This is a genomic window from Mesorhizobium sp. WSM4312, from assembly GCF_002294875.1.
Classification (GTDB): Bacteria; Pseudomonadota; Alphaproteobacteria; order Rhizobiales; family Rhizobiaceae; genus Mesorhizobium.
The window spans coordinates 123,261-145,954 of sequence record NZ_NSFU01000004.1 but is presented as its reverse complement, the minus strand read 5'-3'; the positions used below and the strand labels follow the sequence as shown (position 1 = coordinate 145,954).

General features: G+C 62.5%; 23 protein-coding genes. 12 read left to right on the top strand and 11 right to left on the bottom strand.

Annotated features, from left to right (window positions below):
- Positions 1 to 4: 4 nt before the first annotated feature.
- Positions 5 to 925, bottom strand: coding sequence for an NAD(P)-dependent oxidoreductase (locus CK228_RS07775; RefSeq protein WP_095787434.1), 921 nt, complete (start codon positions 923 to 925; stop codon positions 5 to 7).
- A 153-nt stretch (positions 926 to 1,078) separates the two neighbouring features.
- On the opposite strand from CK228_RS07775, the gene CK228_RS07770 reads away from it, so the two are divergent.
- The 6 genes from CK228_RS07770 to CK228_RS07745 all read left to right on the top strand — a co-directional run bounded on the left by CK228_RS07770 (position 1,079) and on the right by CK228_RS07745 (position 5,778).
- On the top strand, positions 1,079 to 1,654 hold the full coding sequence (locus CK228_RS07770) for a DUF4893 domain-containing protein (RefSeq protein WP_095787433.1): 576 nt from the start codon (positions 1,079 to 1,081) through the stop codon (positions 1,652 to 1,654).
- Between the two features lie 86 nt (positions 1,655 to 1,740).
- Entirely contained in the window at positions 1,741 to 2,523 is a 783-nt protein-coding gene (locus tag CK228_RS07765; RefSeq protein WP_095773113.1) for a formyl transferase, read from the top strand.
- 201 nt (positions 2,524 to 2,724) lie between these two features.
- On the top strand, positions 2,725 to 3,027 hold the full coding sequence (locus tag CK228_RS07760) for a virulence factor (protein WP_095772947.1): 303 nt from the start codon (positions 2,725 to 2,727) through the stop codon (positions 3,025 to 3,027).
- Complete coding sequence (locus CK228_RS07755; RefSeq protein WP_095772948.1) at positions 3,020 to 3,634, top strand: methylenetetrahydrofolate reductase C-terminal domain-containing protein; 615 nt, start codon at positions 3,020 to 3,022, stop codon at positions 3,632 to 3,634. Before CK228_RS07760 ends, CK228_RS07755 begins: the two co-directional genes overlap by 8 nt.
- Entirely contained in the window at positions 3,631 to 4,722 is a 1,092-nt protein-coding gene (locus tag CK228_RS07750; RefSeq protein WP_095787432.1) for a methylenetetrahydrofolate reductase, read from the top strand. Before CK228_RS07755 ends, CK228_RS07750 begins: the two co-directional genes overlap by 4 nt.
- 81 nt (positions 4,723 to 4,803) lie before the next feature.
- Positions 4,804 to 5,778, top strand: a complete 975-nt coding sequence (locus tag CK228_RS07745) for a methyltetrahydrofolate cobalamin methyltransferase (RefSeq protein ID WP_095772950.1) — start codon at positions 4,804 to 4,806, stop codon at positions 5,776 to 5,778.
- Positions 5,779 to 5,857: 79 nt separating this feature from the next.
- Here CK228_RS07745 and CK228_RS07740 read toward each other — a convergent pair whose 3' ends face one another.
- Positions 5,858 to 6,118, bottom strand: a complete 261-nt coding sequence (locus CK228_RS07740; RefSeq protein WP_095787431.1) for a hypothetical protein — start codon at positions 6,116 to 6,118, stop codon at positions 5,858 to 5,860.
- Between the two features lie 71 nt (positions 6,119 to 6,189).
- On the opposite strand from CK228_RS07740, the gene CK228_RS07735 reads away from it, so the two are divergent.
- The 3 genes from CK228_RS07735 (at position 6,190) to CK228_RS07725 (ending at position 9,818) form a co-directional block, all read left to right on the top strand.
- A complete protein-coding gene (locus CK228_RS07735) occupies positions 6,190 to 8,259 on the top strand; it encodes an ASKHA domain-containing protein (protein ID WP_095787430.1) in 2,070 nt (689 codons plus the stop codon).
- A gap of 188 nt (positions 8,260 to 8,447) precedes the next feature.
- Entirely contained in the window at positions 8,448 to 8,633 is a 186-nt protein-coding gene (locus CK228_RS07730) for a hypothetical protein (protein ID WP_027046953.1), read from the top strand.
- 231 nt (positions 8,634 to 8,864) lie between these two features.
- On the top strand, positions 8,865 to 9,818 hold the full coding sequence (locus CK228_RS07725) for an alpha/beta hydrolase (protein ID WP_095787429.1): 954 nt from the start codon (positions 8,865 to 8,867) through the stop codon (positions 9,816 to 9,818).
- A 21-nt stretch (positions 9,819 to 9,839) separates the two neighbouring features.
- Here the strand turns inward: CK228_RS07725 and CK228_RS07720 are convergent, their stop codons facing one another.
- Positions 9,840 to 10,739 (bottom strand): LysR substrate-binding domain-containing protein, encoded by a 900-nt coding sequence (locus tag CK228_RS07720; RefSeq protein ID WP_010910020.1) that lies wholly within the window; start codon positions 10,737 to 10,739, stop codon positions 9,840 to 9,842.
- 230 nt (positions 10,740 to 10,969) lie between these two features.
- Here CK228_RS07720 and CK228_RS07715 point away from each other — a divergent pair, with 230 nt between their 5' ends.
- The 3 genes from CK228_RS07715 to CK228_RS07705 all read left to right on the top strand — a co-directional run bounded on the left by CK228_RS07715 (position 10,970) and on the right by CK228_RS07705 (position 12,911).
- Complete coding sequence (locus CK228_RS07715; RefSeq protein ID WP_095772954.1) at positions 10,970 to 11,155, top strand: hypothetical protein; 186 nt, start codon at positions 10,970 to 10,972, stop codon at positions 11,153 to 11,155.
- Between the two features lie 337 nt (positions 11,156 to 11,492).
- Positions 11,493 to 11,627, top strand: a complete 135-nt coding sequence (locus CK228_RS36290) for a hypothetical protein (protein WP_080512035.1) — start codon at positions 11,493 to 11,495, stop codon at positions 11,625 to 11,627.
- A 282-nt stretch (positions 11,628 to 11,909) separates the two neighbouring features.
- Entirely contained in the window at positions 11,910 to 12,911 is a 1,002-nt protein-coding gene (locus CK228_RS07705; protein WP_095772955.1) for a GlxA family transcriptional regulator, read from the top strand.
- An 8-nt stretch (positions 12,912 to 12,919) separates the two neighbouring features.
- On the opposite strand, the gene CK228_RS07700 is transcribed toward CK228_RS07705, so the two are convergent.
- From CK228_RS07700 to CK228_RS07665, 8 genes are all read right to left on the bottom strand, one after another.
- The gene (locus tag CK228_RS07700; protein ID WP_095787570.1) at positions 12,920 to 13,717 is read right to left on the bottom strand and encodes an ABC transporter ATP-binding protein; all 798 of its coding nucleotides are present in this window, start codon (positions 13,715 to 13,717) and stop codon (positions 12,920 to 12,922) included.
- Positions 13,714 to 14,487 (bottom strand): ABC transporter permease, encoded by a 774-nt coding sequence (locus CK228_RS07695; protein WP_095772956.1) that lies wholly within the window; start codon positions 14,485 to 14,487, stop codon positions 13,714 to 13,716. Before CK228_RS07695 ends, CK228_RS07700 begins: the two co-directional genes overlap by 4 nt.
- 87 nt (positions 14,488 to 14,574) lie before the next feature.
- Positions 14,575 to 15,525, bottom strand: a complete 951-nt coding sequence (locus tag CK228_RS07690; RefSeq protein ID WP_095787428.1) for an ABC transporter substrate-binding protein — start codon at positions 15,523 to 15,525, stop codon at positions 14,575 to 14,577.
- 212 nt (positions 15,526 to 15,737) lie between these two features.
- Positions 15,738 to 16,586, bottom strand: coding sequence for a DUF1194 domain-containing protein (locus CK228_RS07685; RefSeq protein ID WP_095787427.1), 849 nt, complete (start codon positions 16,584 to 16,586; stop codon positions 15,738 to 15,740).
- A gap of 94 nt (positions 16,587 to 16,680) precedes the next feature.
- On the bottom strand, positions 16,681 to 19,242 hold the full coding sequence (locus CK228_RS07680) for an FAD-dependent oxidoreductase (protein WP_095787426.1): 2,562 nt from the start codon (positions 19,240 to 19,242) through the stop codon (positions 16,681 to 16,683).
- A gap of 163 nt (positions 19,243 to 19,405) precedes the next feature.
- A complete protein-coding gene (locus CK228_RS07675; protein ID WP_095787425.1) occupies positions 19,406 to 20,476 on the bottom strand; it encodes a glycoside hydrolase family 19 protein in 1,071 nt (356 codons plus the stop codon).
- Positions 20,477 to 20,688: 212 nt separating this feature from the next.
- The gene (locus CK228_RS07670; RefSeq protein WP_095787424.1) at positions 20,689 to 21,447 is read right to left on the bottom strand and encodes an FkbM family methyltransferase; all 759 of its coding nucleotides are present in this window, start codon (positions 21,445 to 21,447) and stop codon (positions 20,689 to 20,691) included.
- Positions 21,444 to 22,676: a glycosyltransferase 87 family protein gene (locus CK228_RS07665; RefSeq protein ID WP_095787423.1), complete on the bottom strand. Its 1,233-nt coding sequence runs from the start codon at positions 22,674 to 22,676 to the stop codon at positions 21,444 to 21,446. Before CK228_RS07665 ends, CK228_RS07670 begins: the two co-directional genes overlap by 4 nt.
- Positions 22,677 to 22,694 lie beyond the last annotated feature (18 nt).

The following is a 22,694-nucleotide window of genomic DNA, read 5'->3' as shown; positions in this document are numbered from 1 at the left end:
TGCGCTAGGCGGCCTCCTCCGCCCTCAGCGCCGCCAGCACATCGGCAAAACTCGTCTTACAGACAAAGCCGAGCCTCTCCCGCAACCGCGAGGCATCATAGACGCGGTCGATGGAGGAAAACATCGTCCAGCCTTTTTGCGCGTACAGCGCCGGAAAATCCGGGAAATAGCGCGCGGCCACTGACGGCGCATCGGCGATCAGTTCGGCGCAATCATCAGGCCGGAACGGCGTCGGCGCACAGACGATAAAGATGTCGAAGCCGAGCTGTGGCGCCTTCTCCAGCGCAGCGACATGGGCTTCCGCCGCGTCTTCCACCGTCAGCCGGCGGAACAGCAATTCATTCGCCTTAGTGTTGGCGTCAGACTGTTCGATCGCATGCGCCATGTCGTCGGCTTCGGGAAAGAAGCGGGCCGTGCGCAGCACGACCACCGGCAGGCCATGCTGCAGATGATAGAGGCGGCAGAGATGTTCGGCCGAAAGCTTGGTGACGCCATAGATGTTGCGCGGCTCGGGCGACATCGCCTCGGTCAGCCAGGCGGCCTTGCGCGCACCGCCCTTGAACCCGTCGCGTATCGCCTGCGAGATCATCAGCGAGGTGGTCGAGGTGAAGACGAAGCGCTGCACGCCGCTCGCCACCGCGGCGTCGAGAAGGTTAAGCGTGCCTTGCACGTTGGTGGCGACGAAATCGCTGTTGGCGCGGCTCTCAATATTGGGCTTGTGCAGCGCGCCGCTGTGAATGATGGCTTCGATTCGGTTGTGCCCGACCGCCCGCATGACCAGATTGCGGTTGGCGATCGAGCCGATCATCTGCGTTTCCACCGAAGGAACAGGGTCGAGGCCAATCACCTCATGGCCAAGCGCGCGCAGGCGCGGCGCCAGCGCGCTGCCCAGCCAACCCGACGATCCCGTGAGCAAGATTCGCATGCGTCACACCATGATTTCTGACGGCGACGCTGTTAAGCACGGATGACAGGCGCGGGCGACCCGATAAAATCAGCCATCGACCGGCAACGGCGCCGCTCCAGACATTAACTGCCATTTTTGTCGACTGCATTTTAGAGACTCAGGGAGTTCCAGATGATCCTTCGTCCCCTTTTTGCCGTCATCGGCCTGCTCTGCTGCAACCTTCCCGCTCTTGCCGACGGCCAGGTGCAGAAGCTGATCACGCCTGCCGACAAGGTCCGCCTCGACGAATATGGCGAGACGCGCAAGGCGGCGCTCGCCGAGGCGAAGGCGGGCAGCCCGGCCGAGGTCAAACAACTCGATGCCTTGCTGTCCAAGCCGCTGGTGTCGTTCTCCGACAAGGACCTGACCGGCAGCTGGAAGTGCCGCACCATCAAGGCAGGCGGTTTGAGCCCGCTCGTCATCTATGGCTGGTTCAAGTGCAAGGTGACCGACGATGGTTCCGGCTGGCGGCTTGAAAAAATCAGCGGCTCGCAGCGAACCCAGGGCCGCTTTTTCGACGATGGCGAGCAGCGCGCCATCTATCTCGGCTCCGGCTCCGTCAACAATGATCGGGCAAAACCTTATGGCAGCGGTCCGCAAACCGACCAGGTCGGCTATGCCTTCCGCACCGGTGCCAGCGAATGGCGCGTCGAACTTCCCGCGCCCTACTACGAATCGAAACTCGACATCATCGAGTTCAAGCGCTGAGCGTGGTCATCAAGATTTAACCCCATTCCGGCACAAATCCGGCCAGCATGCGGCAGCCGGCTGCGTGCAAGGCAGGAAAGCGGGCCATGTCTTCACCGGTTGGAGCCAGCGCGTCGATCGTCGTCGTGACCGGCGGCGGCCAGCATGTCTGGGCCATGATCAACGCAATTGCCGATCGCGTTGGTCCTGTCAGCGTCATCCTCGAAACCCCTGAATCCAAAAAGCAATTGCTGCGTGGTCGGGCTCGCCGCCAGGGCTGGGTCTCGGCCATGGGCCAGCTTGGCACGATGGTGCTGAGTAGGTTGGGCAAGCGGCTGCGGGCCGGCCATAGCGCGCGATTGATTGCCGAGGAGAGACTGGAGGTTGAGCCGCGACCAGGCCAGGAGATCATCCAGGTGGCCTCGGCCAATGGGCCTGAGTGCCTGCAGGCGATCCAGAAGATCCAGCCAGGCGTCGTGCTGCTTAACGGTTGCCGGCTGATCTCGGCTGAGATGCTGCGCAAAATGCCCTGCCCGGTGCTCAACTACCATGCGGGCATCACGCCGAAATATCGCGGCATGAATGGCGGCTATTGGGCCCTGGCATCAGGTGATGTGCAGAATTTCGGCACGACCGTCCACCTCGTCGACGCCGGCGTCGACACTGGCGGCGTGCTGAAGCAGGCACGCGGCAGACCGGAAAAAGGCGACACCATCTCAAGCCACGCGCTGCGCCAAACGGCGTTCTCGCGCGATATCTGCATCGAGGCGGTCAGCGATGCCCTGGCCGGAAAACTTACGACTTTCGATCCCGGCCTGCCTTCCAAACTATGGTATCATCCAACGATCTGGTTCTACCTCTGGACCGGCCTCAGAACCGGAATCTGGTAGGGTCTCATCAGCCCGGAGCCGCACAGGGCTAGACGGCTTTTCGGCACGCCGACGCTCCGCCGGTGCGCCCCGCGAACGAATTAACACGCCTTTCATTTTACGACATTGCAATGCGTCGCTTTTGAATGCGCGCGCGTCGTCCCATAACAAGCGGCTCCATTGCGCATCCGGCAATGCTCTGAGATCGAGGAGCGAGAATTCATGGCCGATCTTATCGTCGTCTACTGGCGCGACATCCCTGCCCAGGTCATCGTCAAGAAGGGCCGGCAGAATGCCAAGCGCGAGCTGCCGCTGCGCTTCACCGAAGCCATCGACATGTGCGCCATGCGCACCGGCGCCGGCGGCACCGACGACTATCTGGCCGAATGGCGCAAGGCCGATCCGGTTCCTGTCGGCGACGATCTCGAAACCGAGGTCGAAAAGGCTTTCCAGGACCTCGATACGAAATATGACCGAGAGAGATTGGTCGCTCTGGTCAAAGCGGGCGGCAAAGAAAATGTCTGAGACCACTCCTGTCAAAAACGATGGGCCGACGGTTACCCAGGCCACCCTGGTCAAGAAGGCAGCGCCGAAATCCGACTACAAGCCGGCCGACGTGTCGCCGCAGCGGCGCGTGCAGCGCTCCTTCGCGGTGAGACTATGGTCGATCCGGCATTCGCGCCTGCTCGAATGGTTCTATTCCCGTTTCGCCGACATGTTTCTGCTCCTCCACCCTCTGTGGAAAGGCATCGGCTACGGTCGCGTCGAGGCCCCGATCAAATTCGTCGAGAAGCGCGTCAAGGGTTTCATGTTCGACTGCCGCATGTGCGGCCAGTGCATCCTGTCTTCGACCGGCATGTCATGCCCGATGAATTGCCCCAAGCAACTGCGCAACGGCCCCTGCGGCGGCGTGCGCGCCAACGGCAATTGCGAGGTCGAGCCCGATATGCCCTGCGTCTGGGTCAAGGCCTGGGAAGGCTCGCAGAACATGGTCAACTCCGACAAGATCCTGGCCGTGCAGAAGCCGGTCGACCAGTCGTTGCGCGAGACCTCCGCCTGGCTGCGGGTCACCGCGCAGGCGGCCGCCGCCCGTGAGACCGCGGCCGCGCCAAAGACCGGAGCCGCCACATGAGTGCCCGTCAGCGCGACGAGAACCCGGCCGGCATTCACCTGCCGCTCGACCCCCTGCCCGGCCATTCGTCCCGCGGCCGCCTCGAGCGCGTGTTGCGGCGCGGTGAATTCGCCGTGACGACCGAGCTCAATCCTCCCGACAGCGCCGATCCCGAGGACGTCTACAACAGGGCCAAGATCTTCGACGGCTGGGTCGACGCCATCAACGCCGTCGATGCCTCCGGCGCCAACTGCCACATGTCCTCGGTCGGCATCTGCGCGCTTTTGACCCGCATGGGCTATGCCCCGATCATGCAGATCGCCTGCCGCGACAAGAACCGCATCGCCATCCAGGGCGACGTGCTGGGCGGTGCTGCCATGGGTGTCGCCAACATGCTGTGCCTGACCGGCGACGGCGTGCAGGCTGGCGACCAGCCCGGCGCCAAGCCGGTGTTCGACCTCGATTCCATGTCGCTGCTCGAAACCATCCGCATCATGCGCGACAACGGCAAGTTCCTGTCCGGCCGCAAGCTGACGACGCCGCCGCAGGTCTTCCTCGGCGCTGCCGTCAACCCGTTCGCGCCGCCCTTCGACTTCCGCCCGATCCATCTCGGCAAGAAGATCGCCGCCGGCGCGCAGTTCGTGCAGACGCAGTATTGCTTCGACGTGCCGATGTTCAAGACCTTCATGCAGAAGGCGCGCGATCTCGGCCACACCGAAAAAGTGTTCGTCCTGTGCGGCGTAGGCCCGCTCGCCTCGGCCAAGACCGCCAAGTGGGTCCGCTCCAACGTGCCGGGCATCCACATCCCGGATGCCGTCATCAAGCGGCTGGAAGGCGCGCAGGACCAGAAGAAGGAAGGCAAGCAGCTCTGCATCGACATCATCAACGAGGTGAAGGAAATCCCTGGGATCTCGGGCGTCCATGTGATGGCCTACCGCCAGGAGGAATATGTCGCCGAGATCGTCGATGAATCGGGCGTGCTCAAGGGCCGCCAGCCCTGGAAGCGCGAAATCCGTCGCGACGACCAGATGGTTGCCGACCGGCTCGACCACATCCTGCACGACGAGATTACCGAAACCCAGGTGGATATGGTCAAGACCGCGCATTGATCCGCGCGGAGGACCACCATTCGCTTGATCGAGAAGAGATAACGATATAAAGAACTCTTTATATCACGACGGAGAGATTTCATGACCCGGACCATCGTTGCCTCGGCGACACGAGAAATCATCATCGGCTTCGACCAGCCCTTCTGCGTGATTGGCGAGCGCATCAACCCGACCGGCCGCAAAAAGCTCGCCGCCGAGATGGTGGCCGGCAATTTCGAGACCGTCATCAAGGACGCGCTGGAACAGGCCGCCTGCGGCGCCACCATGCTCGACGTCAATGCCGGCGTCACCGCCGTCGACCCCAACGCGACCGAACCGGCGCTGCTGGTGCAGACGCTCGAGATCGTCCAAGGGCTCGTCGACCTGCCGCTGTCGATCGATAGCTCGGTCACCGCGGCGATCGAGGCGGCGCTCAAGGTCGCCAAGGGCCGCCCGCTGGTCAATTCCGTCACTGGCGAGGAAGAAAAACTCGAAGCCATCCTGCCATTGATCAAGAAATATAACGTCCCGGTCGTCGCCATCTCCAATGACGAGACCGGCATTTCGATGGATCCGGACGTGCGCTTCGCCGTCGCCAAGAAGATCGTCCAGCGCTGCGCCGATTTCGGCATTCCCGCGCACGACGTCGTCGTCGACCCGCTGGTCATGCCGATCGGCGCGCTGGGTGACGCCGGCCGCCAGGTATTCGCGCTGCTGCGCCGCCTGCGCGAAGAGCTCAAGGTCAACACCACCTGCGGCCTATCCAACATCTCCTTCGGCCTGCCGCACCGCCATGGCATCAACGCCGCCTTCATCCCGATGGTGATCGGCGCCGGCATGACGAGCGCCATCATGAACCCGGTGCGTCCGCAGGAAATGGAAGCCGTGCGCGGCGCCAATGTGCTCAACGGCACCGACGAGAACTGCACCAACTGGATCAGGACCTACAAGGACTACAAGCCGGCCGAAGGCGGCCATGCGGTCGCGGCGCCGACGCAGGTCAATGCGCCGGGCGACGGCGCTGCCAACGGTGGCCGCCGCCGCGGCGGCCGTGAAGCCCGCATGGCTCGGGGGTAAGCGCGCAATCGTGAACCGGACTGCAAACCACGCTGGACCGATCGCATCATCGATGCGGTCGGACGCGCCTGCGTTGCGGTCAGGCGACGCCCAATATGGCGTCGAACAACGCCATTCCCGCCCACGATCCGAATATGCCTGTCACGCCGCCTATGACGAAGTCATCGTCATAGGCGGGCCACAGCCCGTGCAGCAGCAGCACCGCGACGATCGCGCCGAGAATTCCGGTGGCCAGATATTGCGGATTGCGCAGCCACGGCCCCTTCAGCAACCGCACCATGGTAAAGGCGGTAAATATGCTGGACAGCAGGAGATCGGACATGATTGGCCTCTGGACCATCAGACACTCCGCCCAATAATGAAACGATCCGTTAAACGGTATCGACAATCCCTTCCGAGACACGTGTACGCATGAACTCGCCTGCCAACATTACCGATCCACTCGTGCTGTTCATGCCGTCGGGCAAGCGCGGGCGGTTTCCTGTCGGCACGCCGGTGCTCGATGCCGCGCGCCAGCTCGGTGTCTATGTCGAGAGCGTGTGCGGCGGCCGCGCCACGTGCGGGCGCTGCCAGATCGAGGTGCAGGAAGGCAATTTCGCCAAGCACAAGATCGTCTCCTCCAACGACCACATCTCGCCCAAGGGACCGAAGGAAGAGCGCTACGAGCGCGTGCGCGGCCTGCCTGAGCGGCGCCGCCTCTCCTGCTCGGCGCAGATCCTCGGCGACCTCGTCATCGACGTCCCGCAGGACACCGTCATCAACGCGCAGACCATCCGCAAGGATGCCGACACCAGGGTGATCGCCCGCGATACGGCGATACGCATGTGCTATGTCGAGATCGAAGAGCCCGACATGCACAAACCGCTCGGCGACCTCGACCGGCTGAAGATCGCGCTGATGAAGGATTGGGGCTTCAAAAACCTCGAATTCGATTTCTACCTGCTGCCGCAGGTGCAAGGCATATTGCGCAAGGGCAACTGGACCGCGACCGCCGCCATCCACAAGGATGCCGACAGCGACATCGCGCGCGTCATCGCCTTGTGGCCTGGCCTCAAGAACGAGGCCTACGGGCTGGCCTGCGACATCGGCTCGACCACCATCGCCATGCATCTGGTGTCGCTCCTGTCGGGCCGAGTCGCCGCCTCGTCCGGCACCTCGAACCCGCAGATCCGCTTCGGCGAGGATCTGATGAGCCGCGTCTCCTATGTGATGATGAACCCGGACGGCCGCGAAGGCATGACGGTGGCCGTGCGCGAGGCGATCTCCAGCCTCATCGACAAGGTGTGCGCGGAGGGCAATGTCCAGCGCAACGACATTCTGGATTCCGTATTCGTCGGCAATCCGATCATGCACCATCTGTTCCTCGGCATCGATCCGACCGAACTCGGCGGCGCCCCCTTCGCGCTCGCCGTCTCGGGCGCGGTGCGGATCAAGGCCTCCGACATCGGCCTCAAGCTCAACCAGGGTGCGCGCCTCTATATGCTGCCCTGCATCGCCGGCCATGTCGGCGCCGACGCGGCGGCGGTGACGCTGTCGGAAGGCCCGCATCGCCAGGACGAGATGATGCTGATCGTCGACGTCGGCACCAATGCCGAGATCGTGCTCGGCAACCGTGCGCGGGTCGTGGCGGCCTCCTCTCCGACCGGTCCGGCTTTCGAAGGCGCCGAAATCTCCGGCGGCCAGCGTGCCGCGCCCGGCGCCATCGAACGCGTGCGCATCGATCCCGACACGCTGGAGCCCAAATACCGCGTCATCGGCTCGGAACTGTGGTCCGACGAACCGGGCTTCCTGGAAAGCGTGCAGGCGACCGGCGTCACCGGCATCTGCGGCTCCGGCATCATCGAGGTGGTGGCGGAAATGTATCTTGCCGGCATCATTTCCGAGGACGGCGTGGTCGACGGATCGCTGAGTGCACGCTCGCCGCGCGTCACCGCCAATGGCCGCACCTTCTCCTATGTGCTCAAGGAAGGCGAGCCGAAGATCACCATCACCCAGACCGACGTGCGCGCCATCCAGCTCGCCAAGGCCGCACTCTATGCCGGCACCAAGCTGTTGATGGAAAAGCAGAATACCGACCATGTCGACCGCATCCACTTCGCCGGCGCCTTCGGCTCCTTCATCGATCCGAAATACGCCATGGTGCTGGGCCTGATCCCCGATTGCGAGCTCGACAAGGTTTCCGCCGTCGGCAACGCCGCAGGTGCTGGTGCGCGCATGGCGCTCTTGAACCGCGGCTATCGCCGCGAGATCGAGGAGACGGTGAGCCAGATCGAGAAGATCGAGACCGCGCTGGAGCCGAAATTCCAGGAGCATTTCGTCTACGCCATGGCGCTGCCCAACAAGGTCGACCCGTTCCCGAAACTGTCGGCGGCCGTGAAACTGCCGCCGCGCAAGACGGTGAGCGAGGACGGCATCGCCGGCGACGCCACGCCGCGCCGGCGCTCGCGCGAAGGCCACGCGGCGAGGCGTGGCCGCGAATAGACGCGACCTTCACAGGCCGTCTCCAACCTCAAACTCATTTGCATGCAAATGTTTCCGGATCGACCGATCCGGAAACCGAAACACTGTTTTCGCGAAATCCATCCGATACATGGCAGGCGCATTTACCCCGCATCGAACGGCGGCCGAAGATATTCCTCGGTTGTCGCCGTTCTTCAAGGGAGATGAAAATGTCGATGTTCGAAAATCTCGGCCGCTTCGGTGTGACCATCAGGCAGAACCACGCCAGGAACAAGGCGATCCGCGCGCTGAACAGCCTGCCGGCGCATGTGCAGAAGGACATTGGCTGGCCGGCATCGCCGCCCAGCGATCCGCAGGCCGCGCTCACGTCGCTGCTTCTGGGCACGGCGCGCTGATGACCTTTGCCGACAAATGCGAATTGCTCGGCAGGCGCCGGGGATCTCGGAAATCCCCCGTCGCCACCAGCAACCGGCTGCGCGCGGCCCTTTTGCCGCGCCGCTGACGGCGGCGCGGATCACACCGCCGTGTGGACAGAGCGCAAATCTTGACATTTCGGGCGAGCGTACGATCTTCGGAAATAGTGGAGGTTTCTCTTAGTCGGCTGCAGCCGAAGTTCGTGTATCCGCATGCCAAGTTTCAAAAGCCACATCGTGTCCTTCGTGCTCAGGTACAGCCGCAAGAAGGCGTTTGCCAGCCCGGAAAACCTGAAGCGCTGGATCGCGGCCGCACGCAAGACCGAGGATCACCATCCGCCGGCCTCGCTGCATCAGCGTTTCGACATCCAGACGCGCACCGTCGACGGCTTTCCCGTCTACGAAATCGCCCCAAGAGGTGACGAGCAGAAGCGGATTCTCTACCTGCATGGCGGGGCCTATGTCTTTGAAATCACGCCCTATCACTGGCACCTGATTGCCGACATGGCCGACCGGCTCGGCCATGGCATCACGGTGCCGATCTATCCCATCGCCCCGGAGCACGATTTCCACGCCATGTTCGGCATGGTCGGCGACGTCTATCGCCAGATGCTCGACGAGACCGAGGCGGAAGACATCGTCTTCATGGGCGATTCCGCCGGTGGCAACATGGCGGTGGTGCTGACCATGATGGCCGCGGAAGAAGGCTTGCCCCTGCCCTCGCGCCACGTGCTTATCTCGCCCGGCCTCGACATGTCGCTTTCCAACCCCGATCTGTTCGAGGCCGAGCGCAACGATCCCTGGCTCGGTATTCCCGGCGGTCTCGAAGCGATCCGGATGTACAGCGCCGGCATCGATCGCAGCGACTGGCACATCAGCCCGATCTACGGCGACCTGTCGGTACTGCCGAAAACGCTGCTTTTGACCGGCTCGCGCGATCTCTTGACGCCCGACAATCTGATCTTCGCGCAAAAGGCGCGGGAAGCGGGTGTCGAGGTTGATGTCGTCCACGAGGAAGGCATGTTCCACGCCTGGCCGTTGATCGACATGCCGGAATCGCGACGCGCGCGACAGCACATCGTCACGTTCCTCGGCGAGAGCCGCTCACCGGTCAGGCAAGACAGGGAAACCAGGTTTCAAGCGCCCTCCGCCGAGGCGGCGGAGTAGCGCTTTCGATCCGGCGACAGATCAGAACTTGCCGGTTTCCCGGAACACTTCGAAGGTCGCGCGGATGTGGTCGGCGACGGCCTTGACCGGCGCGCTGGCGTCCGGCGCCACCACCATGGCGAGGTTGTAGGTGCCGATATCGGGCATGCCGTCCTTCGGGCAGAGTTCGACCATATCGTTGCCGAGGAATGATCGCGGCAGCGGCGCGACCGCGAGGTCGGCCATGATCGCGGCACGCTGGCCTGCCGTATGCGCGCTCATATAGGCGACGCGGTAGTTGCGGCCCTCGCGTCCCAGCGCTTCGAGCGCGCCGGCACGCCAGGCGCAGCCCTCTTCCCACAGCGAAACCGGCAAGGGCTCGCGCAGATGCGCGCAGCCGCCCTTGGCGCCTGCCCACACGATCGGCTCGGTCAAAAGCACTTCGGCGCCGAGTGCGCTGGTCTTGTAGGAGTTGGTCAGAAGCGTGATGTCGAGCGCGCGGTCGTCCATGCGCCGGCGCAGATTGCTGCTCTGGTCTATGGTGACGTCGACGGCGATCGAGGGATGCGACTGCGCGAAACGCTTCAGCACATGCGGCAGCACGCGCTCGCCGTAATCATCCGGCGAGCCGAGCCGCACCACCCCGACAATCTCGGGAATGATGAACTTCGACACCACCTCGCGGTTGATCGACAGCAGCCGGCGGGCATAGCCGAGCAGCATCTCGCCGTCCGTGGTCAGCGATACGGAACGCGCATCGCGCGCGAACACCGAACGGCCGAGAATGTCCTCCAGCTTCTTGATCTGCATGGAGACGGCGGACGGTGTGCGGAAGACGGCATTGGCGGCGGTGGTGAAGCTGCCGGTCTCGGCAATCGCCACGAAAGTGCGCAAAACGTCGAGATCGAGGAGCGGCAGCGGATGATTGAGCGGGGCGTTCATGGGAAGCGACCTTCAATTTTTCTGATACAAAGCATCATTCCATTTCGTTTGATTGAACACCGGATCAGGAGGATAGTCAACTCCATCGATTGAGGTTGCTGCCACAAGCAGCCATGAAACGACCATGTCACAGGCCTGCAATCGACATGAAATGGGGTTGAAACACGCCGCGTGTAAGCCCCCACATCAAAGGCCGGAATGTCTCCGGCCCGGCACCTAAGGAGAATGAAATGTCTATCCTCTCGTCCCTCGGTCGCATCGCGACTGAATTCAGCGCGGCACGCGCCCGCTACCAGACCGAACGCGCCATCCATTCCCTGCCGATCGAATTGCAGAAGGATATCGGCTGGCCAGAAGCCGCCGACACCAAGACCGGCATTCGCAACGGCGTCGGATCCTGGGCTGGAGCAAAGTAAATCGTGTGTACCCTGTGCTGAAGGCCTGCCGCGCAGCCCGCCGGCAGGCCTTTTCTATTTTATTTGCGTTCAAATGATTTCCTAAGCCATGCCGCCGCTGCATGGCGCATATGAACAAGCCGCATAGCAGCCTGTTTTCGAACTAACTTCCTGTAAACAATCGCAAATCCTAGGCACCTTGCCCAAATTTGTCGCAATCCGTGTCGCATTTCATATCAAGCGCTTCGTTTTTGCGATTTAGTTTTACACAACACAAGCCTATATCACCGCCAGCAAACGAGCTGCCCCACTCCATCAAGCGAAGGCGACCCGTCTGAGCAACCGATAGGAGATGATGATGAAGCTTTTTGCCCGCCTCTTTACCCGCCGCGAAATGAACCTGACCACCGCTCTCGAGCGCCAGCGCCTTGCCAACACCATGCCCGGCCAGACCGGTGCGATGGCTGCGGCGCGCCTCGGCTTCGTCGCCTGATCATTTTCCAGGCAGCGTCTCCCTGCCGCTGCTTCAAGAACTGTAACGCCGCCTGGCTCCAGCCACGGCGGCGTTTTTGTCTTGCCTTTGTACATTTTGCCTGTCGCGTGAACAGTTGATGCAGCTCCCCTGAGCACTGCCGCACACTGATTGCCCATTTGCGACCCGTGTCGCAAATTTTGTCTTACTGAGGCAGCGTAGCCGATTGACAGCCAAGGTTTTTCCTGATGTCGCTATGCTATTCGCGACATCCTGTTCGCGCCATGGCCAGATGAGGTTCCCGTGAACGCCATCAAGCATCCGATCAAGCGATCGTTTGTCTTTTTCCTTGTCCCCGATTTCACCATGATCGCTTTTGCGACCGCACTCGACCCGCTGCGCTCCGCCAACCGCATGCTCGGCTACGAGGCCTATCGCTGGCGGCTGGCCAGCATCGACGGCAAGCCGGTGCGCGCCTCGAACGGCGTCGAATGCGCGGTCAACACCTCGCTGGAGGAAGAGCGCAAGAAGATGGCGGGCCCCGACCGGCCCAACATGGCCATCGTCTGCAGCGGCATCGATGTCGAGCGCTACCATAACAAATCGGCCTTCGCCTGGCTGCGCGAGGAGTATAATCGTGGGGTCGCCGTTGGCGGCCTGTGCACCGGCGCGCACATCCTTGCCGCCGCTGGCCTCCTGTCCAACAAGCGCTGCGCCATCCATTGGGAAAACCTGCCGGGCTTTTCCGAGGCGTTCCCGAAGGCCAATGTCTTTGCCGACCTCTTCGAAGTCGACCAGAACATCTATACCTGCGCCGGCGGCACCGCCGCGCTCGACATGATGCTGAAGCTGATCGGTGACGATTTCGACGAGAGCCTCGTCAACCGGGTCTGCGAACAGGTGCTGACCGATCGCGTGCGCAGCCCGACCGACCGCCAGCGCCTGCCGCTGCGCGCCCGTCTCGGCGTGCAGAACTCGAAAGTGCTGACCATTATCGAGCTGATGGAAGGCAATCTCTCCGAGCCGCTGTCGCTGATCGAGATCGCCGACCATGTCGACCTGTCGCGTCGCCAGATCGAGCGCCTGTTCCGCACCGAGATGGGTCGTTCCCCTGCCCGCTACTACCTGGAGATCCGCCTCGACCGCGCCCGGCATCTGCTGATCCAGTCCTCGATGCCGGTGGTCGAGGTGGCGGTCGCCTGCGGCTTCGTCTCGGCCTCGCATTTCTCGAAGTGCTACCGCGAGCTCTACGCCCGCTCGCCGCAGCAGGAGCGTGTCGACCGCAAGCAGTTGCTGGCGGCCTGATCGCCGGATCAGGCCTCGGCCGGCTGCGCCTGTGCCGTGCGCATGGCCTCGACCCGGATGTCCTCGGTCAGCCGCGCTTTCAGCGCCGAGAATTCCGGGCTGGTCTTCAGCGTGTAGTGGCGCGGATGCGGCAGGTCGATGGCGACATCCGACTTGATGCTGCCGGGCCGCGCCGTCATCACGATGACGCGCGAGGCCATGAAGATCGCCTCCTCGATATCGTGGGTGACGAACAGCACCGTCTTCTTGCGCCGCTCCCAGATGCCGAGAAGCAGCTCCTGCATCAACCCGCGCGTCTGGTTGTCGAGCGCGCCGAACGGCTCGTCCAGCAACAGGATCTCGGGATCGTTGGCGAGCGCACGGGCGATCGCCGTGCGCTGCTGCATGCCGCCGGAAAGCTGCTTCGGCCAATGATTTTCAAATCCCCTCAGCCCGACCAGATCGACATAGGAGGCGACGATGTCGTCCCGCTCCTTTGGCGCCATGCCGCGTTCGCGCAGGCCAAAGGCGATGTTCTCAGTCACCGTCAGCCACGGGAACAGCGTGTAGGACTGGAAGACCATGCCGCGATCGGGTCCCGGCCGCGTCACGGCCTTGTCGTCGAGCAGCACGCGGCCTTCACTGGGCGCCTCCAGGCCGGCGACAATTCTAAGCAGCGTCGACTTTCCGCAGCCGGACGGCCCCAGAATGGTGATGAAGTCGTTGGCGGCGACCGCCAGATCGATCGGCATCAGTGCCTTGACCGGCGGTCCGCCGCGCACGCCGGCAAAGGTGCGCGAGACGCCCTCGATGAGAAGCTTGCTCACGCCAGGCTCCATGGAAAGAGCCAGCGGTTGAACGCCTTGAAGGCGAAGTCGGACAACAGCCCGATCAGCCCGATGACGATGATGCCGAAAATGATCTGTCCGGTCGCCAGCCGCGACTGGCTGTTGATGATCATGTAGCCGATGCCGGAGGACGAACCGATCAGCTCGGCGACGATGACATAAGTCCAGGCCCAGCCGAGCACCAGCCGCAGCGTCTCGGCGATTTCGGGCGCGTTGGCCGGCATGATCACCCGTTTGACGATGCCGTTGCTCGTCGAGCCCAGCGTATAGGCGGCCTCGACCAGATCGCGTCGCGTCGAGCCGACCTTGACGGCGATGATCAGGATGATCTGGAACACCGAGCCGACGAAGATGACCAGCAGCTTTTCCAGTTCGCCTATGCCGGCCCACAGGATCAGCAGCGGAATGAAGGCCGAGGCCGGCAAATAGCGGGCGAAGGAGACGAAGGGTTCCAGGAACGCTTCCACCGGCTTCCAGGCGCCCATGGCGATTCCGATCGGCACGGCGACGACCGAGGCCAGCACGAAGCCGCCGAAGACGCGCCAGATGGTGATCAATATGTCGAGCCAGAAGCGGTCCTCGACCAGCAGCCGCCAGCCATCCCTGAGCATTGATAGCGGATCGGCGAGGAAGATGCGGTTGACGTGGCCGCCAAGCGTGATCCAGGCCCAGAAGGCAATAAACAGCACGAAAAAGGAAATGCCGAGCACGGTTCGCAGGCTCGGCGAGACTGGATGCAAGGGGCGCATCTTCACATCGTCCCCATCAAATGGTCACGTGTCGAGGAAAGAGCGGCGGCGCCGGACGCCGCCGCACGATGGGCAAAGGTCGGACGATCAGTTCGCCACCGCGCTGGTGTCGGCCAGCGTGGCGACGTCGGGCGCTTCCTTGATCAGCCCCATCTGCAGCAGCAACTCGCCCGCGGTCTTGGAAAAATCCTGGAATTCCTTGGTGAAGAACTGCTGGTTCTCGGGCTTGTCGGCCCATTTCAGGTACTTCGCCGAATCCTCGAATTCCTTGGCCGACTGCTTCACGTCGGCGCCCATGATCTCGTAGGATTTCTGCGGGTCCTTCTTGATCAGGTCGAGCGCCTCGAAATAGCTGTCGGCGAGCGCCTTGGCGGCGTCGGGATTGGCCTTGAGGAATTCGGGCGTGCAGCCGACCGTGTCGAGCACCATCGGATAGTCGAGCGTGGTCGCCAGTATGTGGCCCTGGTCGGCCTTGTCGCGCACGGCCGAGATGAACGGCTCATAGGTGACCGCCGCATCGTTCTGGCCGGCGAGGAAGGCTTGCGCCGCCGCGTCCGGCTCCAGATTGACGACCGTCACGTCCTTGGTCGACATGCCGTTCTTGTTCAGCACCCAGGCGAGCAGGAAATAGGGCGACGTGCCCGGAGCCGAGGAGGCGACGTTCTTGCCCTTGAGATCGGCGACCGTCTTGATGTCGTTGCGCACGACGATGCCGTCGGCGCCATAGGATTTGTCGAGCTGGAAGATCTGCTTGGTGGTCACCCCGCTGGCGTTCCACACCAGCCACGTCTCGACGGTAGTGGCGGCGCATTGCAGGTCGCCGCTGGCGATGGCGAGCGGACGGCTGGCCTGCGGCACCTTCTTCAAGGTCACGTCGAGGCCGTGCTTCTCGAAGAGGCCTGCCTGCTTGGCAAGCGTCAGCGGTGCGAAGCCGGTCCAGCCGCTGATGCCGATGGTGACCGATGTGGCGGCCATCACCGGCGCGGACAGACCGGCGGCAAGCGTCAAAGTCGCGGCGAAAACGGCGATTCTGTTCATGTCGGTTCCCCTTTTGTTTCTCTGGGCGAAATTGTTCACAGACGCCTGTCGGCTTGTCAATCAACAGGAACGTGTTCGGCTGCTGCCAGCAGGCTCGCCGCACCACTTGCGTTGGACAGAATTGAAGCCCTGCCCGTGGACAGTCGCCGCAACGGCGCTCGGCCGAAGAGCTGCGATCGGGTCGGTCGTCACCGTTGGTTGGCTCGCTCGGCTCAGCGGCTGTCGAGCATCCAGTTGCGGTTTCGCCACATTTTCTCGCCGATCTGGCAGTCGGCGGCGGGCTTGTCCTGCGCCAGCACCACCGGCGGATGATCGGCCTCCTCCGCCGCCCATTGCGGTGAGGTCGGGCCGGCAAGCTCCAGCACCAGTTTGCGGCGAATGGCTTCGGGAAATTGCGTCCAGTCGTTGACCGGGATCATGAAGGCGCCCGGGCCGCCGATGACGCAGTCGCTGTAGTAGCGGTCAAGATCGTTGACGTCGTAAGCGCCGGAAAGGCCACGCCGGGTCATCAGCGGCAGGCCGTTGATGACGATGCCTTGTCTGACCACGCCGTCGCGGGTGAGATTGACCGGAGCACCCTGGTTGTTGGGCCCGTCGCCGGAAATGTCGATGACCCGCTTGGTCCCCTGGTAGCCGCTTTCGGCGAACAGATCGCTGCCGAATTCCAGCGCGCCGGAGATCGAGGTGCGCCGCGCACTGTTCGGCGGCTGCGCCGACAATTGCGCGACCACCCGCTCCGCGTCGGCTCGGGTTGCGATGACAGTCCATGGCACGATGACGCGTTGCCATGTGGTGCCGGCCCATTCGACATAGGTGACGGCGATCTTGCCATGGGCGCCATCGGCGATCGCCTGCAGCACATTGTCATGCGTCAGCGCCGCCGCGTAGCCATGGCGCTGGATCTCGAGCTCGTCCGCCGACATCGACAGCGAAACGTCGACCGCCAGCACCAGCTCGACATCGACCGGCTCATCCGCGCGGGACCCCGGCGTCAGCGAAAGCATCAGAGCCAGCGCGGCGCAGCCGGAAAGCAGATGTCTCGCGCGCGATAAAGCAGACATGCCGCAAGGGTAAGCGAAAACCGCCCGCTTAAAAAGACAAAAGCCCGGCTCGCAGCCAGGCTTTTGCAATAAGTCCCGTGGTCCGCCCGACCGATCAGCTGCGCGGCTTGAGGTTCTCCGGGTCATAGAGCGGCTTGTAGCCGACGCCGGCGACCTCGACCGGATAGGTCTCGCCGAAATATTCGACCTCAAGCTTGCGGCCTTCCTGCGCATATGAATGCGGCAGATAGGCGAGCGCGATGTTCTTGCCGATCGTCGGCCCATAGGCGACCGAGGTGGTGAAGGAGCGGCGGCCGAGCTCGTCGACCAGCGTCTCACCGGTAGCCGGATCCAGCACCGGCATCGTGCCAACGGGATAACGCGCCACGCCCTTGGAATCGGTGTTTTCGGTCATCACCAGCGTGCACAAAGTCGCCGGCTGGTACTCGCGGGCGCGGTATTCAACATGCTTGGCCTTGCCGCAGAAATCGTTCTCCTTGACCTTCGGACGCGCGAGATCGGCTTCCAACAGATTGTACTCGGTCAGAAGGTCGGCATTCTGCAGGCGCAGGCTCTTTTCCATGCGGCGCGTGTTGGCATAGGTCTCGACGCCGAACGGCATGACGCCGGTCGAGCGCAGTGCATCCCAGACGGCGAGGCCATCCTCGTAGCGCATATGCAGTTCCCAGCCCTGCTCGCCGACATAGGAGATGCGGAAGGCGGTGACATCCTTGCCGCCGATCCTGACCGGCTTGATCGCCGCGAAGGGGAAATTCTCCAGCGAAAGGCCCTCGGGATTCTCGACCACCTTCTGCAAGGTGGTGCGGGCATTCGGACCCCAAATGCCGATGGTGACGTATTTCTCCGTCACATCGGTGACGGTGACGTCAAAGCCTTTGTCCTGCGCTGTGCGCTGCATGTAGCGGAAGTCGCGCGGGCCGGCATCGGCGCCGTCGATGACGCGGCAGCGGTCGGCCATGCGGATCACGGTGAAGTCGGCGCGCACCATGCCTTCCTCGTCGAGGAAGTGGGTGTAGATGCCCTTGCCGATGTTGTTGTCGCCGCCGATCTTGGCCGCGCACAGCCATTCCAGCAGCGCGACGTGGTCTGGCCCTTCGACGTCATACATCGAGAAATGCGACAGGTTGACGATGCCGCAATCCTCGCTCATCGCCAGATGCTCGGCATTGGAGACGCGCCAGAAATGGCGGTTGTCCCACTCGTTCTCGCGTACGGGAACGCGATTGCCATACTTCTCCAGCAGGTGCTCGTTGGCGGCGTAACCATGAGCACGCTCCCAGCCGCCCAGTTCCATGAAATAACCGCCGAGTTCCTTCTCGCGTTCCCAGAATGGCGAGCGCCTGATGTTGCGGCCCTTGGAGAACGGTTCGCGCGGATGCACAGCCGGATTGTAGACCTTCATCGCCGTCTCGGTGCAGCGATCCCAGATGAACTGTTCCTTCGTCTGGTGCGGATAGAAGCGCGCATAGTCGATGGCGTGATGGTCGATCGCGGTGCGACCGTCCGTCATCCAGTCGGCTATCAGCTTGCCCATGCCGGGGCCATCCTTGACCCAGATGCCGACGGCATACCACAGCCCTCTCACCTTCTGGCTTTCGCCCATCGACGGCCCGCCATCGGCGGTCACCTGCAGCAGGCCGTTGAAGGAATGGCTTTCGTTGTAGCCGAGTTCGCCCAGGATCGGCGTCAGCTCCATGGCGCGTTCGAGCGGCGCCAGGATCTGCTCCATGTCGAGGTCGCGCTGCGACGGTGACAGCCGCGCCTGGTCCTTCTCCAGCAGATCGCGCGGATGGCAAAGGCGCGGGTTGTTTTCTTCGTAGTAGCCCCACTCGATCTGGCCGCCCTCGGCGGTCTTGGGGTCGCCGGTGTCGCGCATATAGGCCGAATTGCCCTGGTCGCGCAGCAGCGGCCAGCCGATCTCCTTGCCGGTGCCGGCGAATTCGTTGTAGGGGCCGAAGAAAGTCAGGGGATGGTCGATCGGCATGACCGGCAGGTCCTCGCCGACCATTTCGGCGATCAGCCGGCCCCAGATGCCGGCGCAGACGATGACATAGTCGGCCTCGATCGTGCCGCGATCGGTCACCACGGCGCTGATGCGGCCGTCCTTGACCACGAGCGACTTGGCCGGCGTGTTGGCGAAGGATTTCAGCTTGCCCGACGCTTCCGCCTGGTCGACCAGCTTGCCGGCGACGGTCTGCGAGCGCGGGATGACCAGACCTGCGTCCGGATCCCAAAGGCCGCCCTGCACCATCCCCTCTTCGATCAGCGGGAACTTTTCCTTGATCTCGGCCGGCTCGATCAGGCGCGCCCGCGTGCCAAAGGCCTTCGCCGAGGCGATCTTGCGCTTGATCTCGTCCATGCGGCCATCGTCGCCGACGCGCGCCACTTCGAGGCCGCCGATGCGGGCGTAATGGCCCATCTTCTCGTAGAAATCGATGGAATAAAGCGTCGTCCAGCAGGACAGGAAATCGTGGCTGGTGGTGTAGCAGAAATCGGAAGCGTGCGCCGTCGAGCCGATATCGGTCGGGATGCCCGATTTGTCGATGCCGACTATATCGGTCCAGCCACGTTCGATCAGGTGATGGGCGATCGACGCGCCGACAATACCGCCAAGGCCAATGATAACGACCTTCGCCTTTTTCGGAAACTCTGCCATTGCCCGCGACTCCAAAGTGATAAAGCGGGCGGACTATAGGGCGGAGCGATAGCGCTGATGAAGCCTGTTTGCGACATTGGCAAAAAGCCGAGCGACCAGACAGCTGCGGACAAGGCGATTTGTCGCCAGTGGCAACTCAAACGCATTGGGTCGTTCGAAGGCGCTACGGCTGCGAAGCCTGCGCGGATTGATCTCCCACGGTTTCGCGCAGGATTGCCTCAAGCTTGACTGCAGCATCCGCGATATCTGACGCGTGGCCCAATCCACCCACAACATGCCGGGCGTTATAATAGTCTGCTTTGTCGGCGGTGATGTAATCCGCAAGCTTCTTGCCGGTAAAGCGGCCATCGAACATCGCCAGGGAAGTGATGCGATAGGCTATTTGCGGATCGACCGCGAGTTCAGGATGGTCGACCAGATCGATGTTCAATGCCGAGCCCATGAATTGATAATTGTTTCGGCCGGTTATTTGAAGATAGCCGCGCCCCCTGTATCGGGCACCATCGCCAGGTGAAGTGTTGCCGAGGGCGGAACCAAAAGGCGAATCCGGTCCATACTTCCCTTCCAGCGAAGCATCCGTCCCCATCTCGGTAACCGTCGAAAAAGAATTGGCTGTTTCAAACCTGATGGTTGCCAGAACGTATGCCACCTGGCGGATGTCTTGGGCTGACACGTCCTTTGAAATGTCCTGGAAAAGCTGGGTCAGATTATCAACGGTGCGTTGCGTGATGGTTCCGAATGCCTGTTTGTAACGCTCAAAGAAAACCTTCATGTCGCTCGCGCTTACTGGAACAACGGGACCGCCAGGACGTGGCAGAAAAGGCGCATCTTCAGGCGTGAGTTTGCCGATCACGCCTGTCGGATCATCGATGAGCTGAATTTTCGCCAGAAACTGCAAATTCCTGAGCGAAACCGCTGGATCGCCTGTTTCCCACGCTTTGAGAATAAGGGACCCTTTGCTCTTCTCGCGCTCCAACGCCAGATTTGCGCTCGCCTGCATGGAATTCGTCACCTGCGTGACCACAAATCCTGCAATGGCCGTTATCAGAACTGGCGTCAGCGGCGCTGATAGGAATCGATACCATGCCCTTTTCTCAATGAGTTCTGCTTCTTTCAGCTTTATGTCGGCGCTCTTCAGGCCAAGATCCGCCTCCTTCAACCGGTCATCAATCGCGGGCTGGAGTCCTGGGCCAAGGGGATTGCTGGCAGGCTTCTTCGCCGCGGCTTTGACCATCTTTGCTCACGTCCAGTATTTCGTGTGCCAAGTTTCGCTAGAAATCCGAGAAACAACCGAACCAAGAGAGCCACAGAACAGCCTAAACAATATCCGCGCGTAAAGCAGCTGTCCACGCCCCATTGGCGGCTCTTCACCCCAAGATAACGCCAAATAAAGAAATATCGGCGGCATTGCCCGGGCCGATTCATTTCCGTCCGGTCGCCGATGTCTTACGCGAAGGCCCAGATATCCTCGGCCTGGAAACCAACCTGGTAGCCCGCCGTCTTCAGCTTGACCACGACCTGACCAATCTCCGCCGCCGGCAGCGCGCCGACTTCGACCTTGATCATGCCGGGACGATAGCGTTTCAGATCAAGCTGTTCGAAGACGATCCAGTCCGCACCCTCGCAATCGACGAGGAAGGCGTCGATATGGCTGATGCCGTTGCGGTCGAGCAGCGTCTGCAGCGTTTCCGACGGCACCTCGATATCCCTGAGGTGCGGTGCGAACTTGTTGAAATTGGCGTCGGCCTCGCCCCAGGCGTTCTTGCCCGACATCAGATTGGTGTCGGTGAACGAGGAGCAGCCGATAAACTCGATCGGCAGCGTGCCGGCCTCGAGCGCCGCGGCATCGAAAGTGTGGACGGTGATCGTGCCCCTGGTCCTTGTCACCGCCACCGGCTCGATGATGAAGCGCTCCGTATCGGGATAGTTGGCGCGCAGGCGTTTCTGATTGTACGGGATCGGCTCGACCAGCATGGCGCGGGCGCCGGCAATCCTGTGCAGCCACGGCGTCACATCGTCGAACAGCGCGCCATCGCAGGCGCCGACATTGACCATCTGGAACGGCTGCCCTGCCCCGCCGAAGCGCGCTTTCAGCGCCGCCTTCCCCAGGAATTTCGTGCCACGCAGCGACGGCCCGCGATCGAGCAGGCCCGAGGGAAGGCCGAGCGACAAGGCGATGCGCGCCAGGCTCGATAGCGAACTCATGGCTTGTCTCCCGGAATGACGTGCAAGGCCGCGCGATGCTGGCCGCGGACCGATGCTGCCCACAGCGCCATGAACGGCGTTGCCAGCAGCAGGAAGGGCGGGATCAGATGCGGGAAATAGATACGCGTGTCATGGATCGGAAAGACCATGAACTTCGCCAGCGCACCCAGCACCAGCGCCGCGAACAGGATACCTGCACGCCCCTCGAGCCGAAAACCGGCGCGGCTGGTGGCAAACCAGCCGGCCAGTGCCAGCACCGAAACGCCGACCCAGCTGTTCAAATTGACGGCGCGCAGCAGCGATGTCGCAAACGCCCTGAGATAGGCGGTGACCGAGAACGCCGGCTCGAACCCGTCCATATTGTAGTGCTGCTCGATGCTCGAGAACCACAGATGCGGCCACCAGCCAGGATGCTGGGCCCAGTGCGAAATGGCGAAATAGGCGATGAAGGACGCGGCAAAGCCGGCCAGCGCGCCCCACGCCTTCTGCCGGAAGGCGACCAGCAGCACCGCGAATATGGCAAGGAAAACAATATTGTCCGGCCGCACCATGAAAGCGAGGAAGAGCAGGATCGCCGTCGCCGCCTCGCGGCCTCTGACATAGGCGTAGAGCCCGCCGAGCAGCAGCGCCGACGTCAGCAGGTCCGGCGTCGAAGCGCGCGCCGCATCGCCGAAATCAGCCATGATCAACACCGCGCCGATCACCGGCGCCAAGGCCAGGGCCTTTTCCCTGTGCAGCCAAAGCAGCGCGATCGCACCGAACAAAAGCACCGAAAACACCTGTACCAGCCGCATCGCCTCGACCGGGGACATCACCGCGCTCAGCGTCGACAGGATCTCGGCATAGAGGAATTTTATCCGGTACATGCCGAGCAGCGAATGAAAGTCGGCGGCATTTTCCGTCATGTGGCTGCGGAAGCCGCCGCCATCATCGGTCAGCGCCTTGTAGTCACCCGCCGACACGCCTGCCTTGACGGTGCTGTAGGCATAATCATGCAGCGCCTGTGCGTCGGGATGGGTGCCCTCTTCGGCGATGGCAAGGTAGGGCAGCATGTCCCAATTGGCATCGGGCATCACCCACGCCGTGAATGCCGTCAGAAGGATGTAGAGCGCGAAGGCTACCGCGCCGATGGGTGCGGCGAAGCGCGCATAGGTCCCCTCGCCCCACGCCAGACCGGTCTCGGTGAGCCGGTCGAGCGGGTTTTTCGCAGCGGGAGACTTGGTCAGCATCTTTTTGTGCTCAACGGA

Bases quoted from the DNA above. Each gene is read 5' to 3' on its own strand.
- CK228_RS07735 (WP_095787430.1), top strand. From the start codon at position 6,190: ATGAACTCGCCTGCCAACATTACCGATCCACTCGTGCTGTTCATGCCG.
- CK228_RS07680 (WP_095787426.1), bottom strand. From the start codon at position 19,242: ATGGCAGAGTTTCCGAAAAAGGCGAAGGTCGTTATCATTGGCCTTGGC.
- CK228_RS07720 (WP_010910020.1), bottom strand. From the start codon at position 10,739: ATGAACGCCCCGCTCAATCATCCGCTGCCGCTCCTCGATCTCGACGTT.
- CK228_RS07755 (WP_095772948.1), top strand. From the start codon at position 3,020: ATGTCTGAGACCACTCCTGTCAAAAACGATGGGCCGACGGTTACCCAG.
- CK228_RS07725 (WP_095787429.1), top strand. From the start codon at position 8,865: ATGCCAAGTTTCAAAAGCCACATCGTGTCCTTCGTGCTCAGGTACAGC.
- CK228_RS07750 (WP_095787432.1), top strand. From the start codon at position 3,631: ATGAGTGCCCGTCAGCGCGACGAGAACCCGGCCGGCATTCACCTGCCG.
- CK228_RS07690 (WP_095787428.1), bottom strand. From the start codon at position 15,525: ATGAACAGAATCGCCGTTTTCGCCGCGACTTTGACGCTTGCCGCCGGT.
- CK228_RS07670 (WP_095787424.1), bottom strand. From the start codon at position 21,447: ATGAGTTCGCTATCGAGCCTGGCGCGCATCGCCTTGTCGCTCGGCCTT.
- CK228_RS36290 (WP_080512035.1), top strand. From the start codon at position 11,493: ATGAAGCTTTTTGCCCGCCTCTTTACCCGCCGCGAAATGAACCTGACC.
- CK228_RS07745 (WP_095772950.1), top strand. From the start codon at position 4,804: ATGACCCGGACCATCGTTGCCTCGGCGACACGAGAAATCATCATCGGC.
- CK228_RS07665 (WP_095787423.1), bottom strand. From the start codon at position 22,676: ATGCTGACCAAGTCTCCCGCTGCGAAAAACCCGCTCGACCGGCTCACC.
- CK228_RS07685 (WP_095787427.1), bottom strand. From the start codon at position 16,586: ATGTCTGCTTTATCGCGCGCGAGACATCTGCTTTCCGGCTGCGCCGCG.
- CK228_RS07770 (WP_095787433.1), top strand. From the start codon at position 1,079: ATGATCCTTCGTCCCCTTTTTGCCGTCATCGGCCTGCTCTGCTGCAAC.
- CK228_RS07760 (WP_095772947.1), top strand. From the start codon at position 2,725: ATGGCCGATCTTATCGTCGTCTACTGGCGCGACATCCCTGCCCAGGTC.
- CK228_RS07775 (WP_095787434.1), bottom strand. From the start codon at position 925: ATGCGAATCTTGCTCACGGGATCGTCGGGTTGGCTGGGCAGCGCGCTG.
- CK228_RS07715 (WP_095772954.1), top strand. From the start codon at position 10,970: ATGTCTATCCTCTCGTCCCTCGGTCGCATCGCGACTGAATTCAGCGCG.
- CK228_RS07765 (WP_095773113.1), top strand. From the start codon at position 1,741: ATGTCTTCACCGGTTGGAGCCAGCGCGTCGATCGTCGTCGTGACCGGC.
- CK228_RS07740 (WP_095787431.1), bottom strand. From the start codon at position 6,118: ATGGTCCAGAGGCCAATCATGTCCGATCTCCTGCTGTCCAGCATATTT.
- CK228_RS07695 (WP_095772956.1), bottom strand. From the start codon at position 14,487: ATGCGCCCCTTGCATCCAGTCTCGCCGAGCCTGCGAACCGTGCTCGGC.
- CK228_RS07675 (WP_095787425.1), bottom strand. From the start codon at position 20,476: ATGGTCAAAGCCGCGGCGAAGAAGCCTGCCAGCAATCCCCTTGGCCCA.
- CK228_RS07730 (WP_027046953.1), top strand. From the start codon at position 8,448: ATGTCGATGTTCGAAAATCTCGGCCGCTTCGGTGTGACCATCAGGCAG.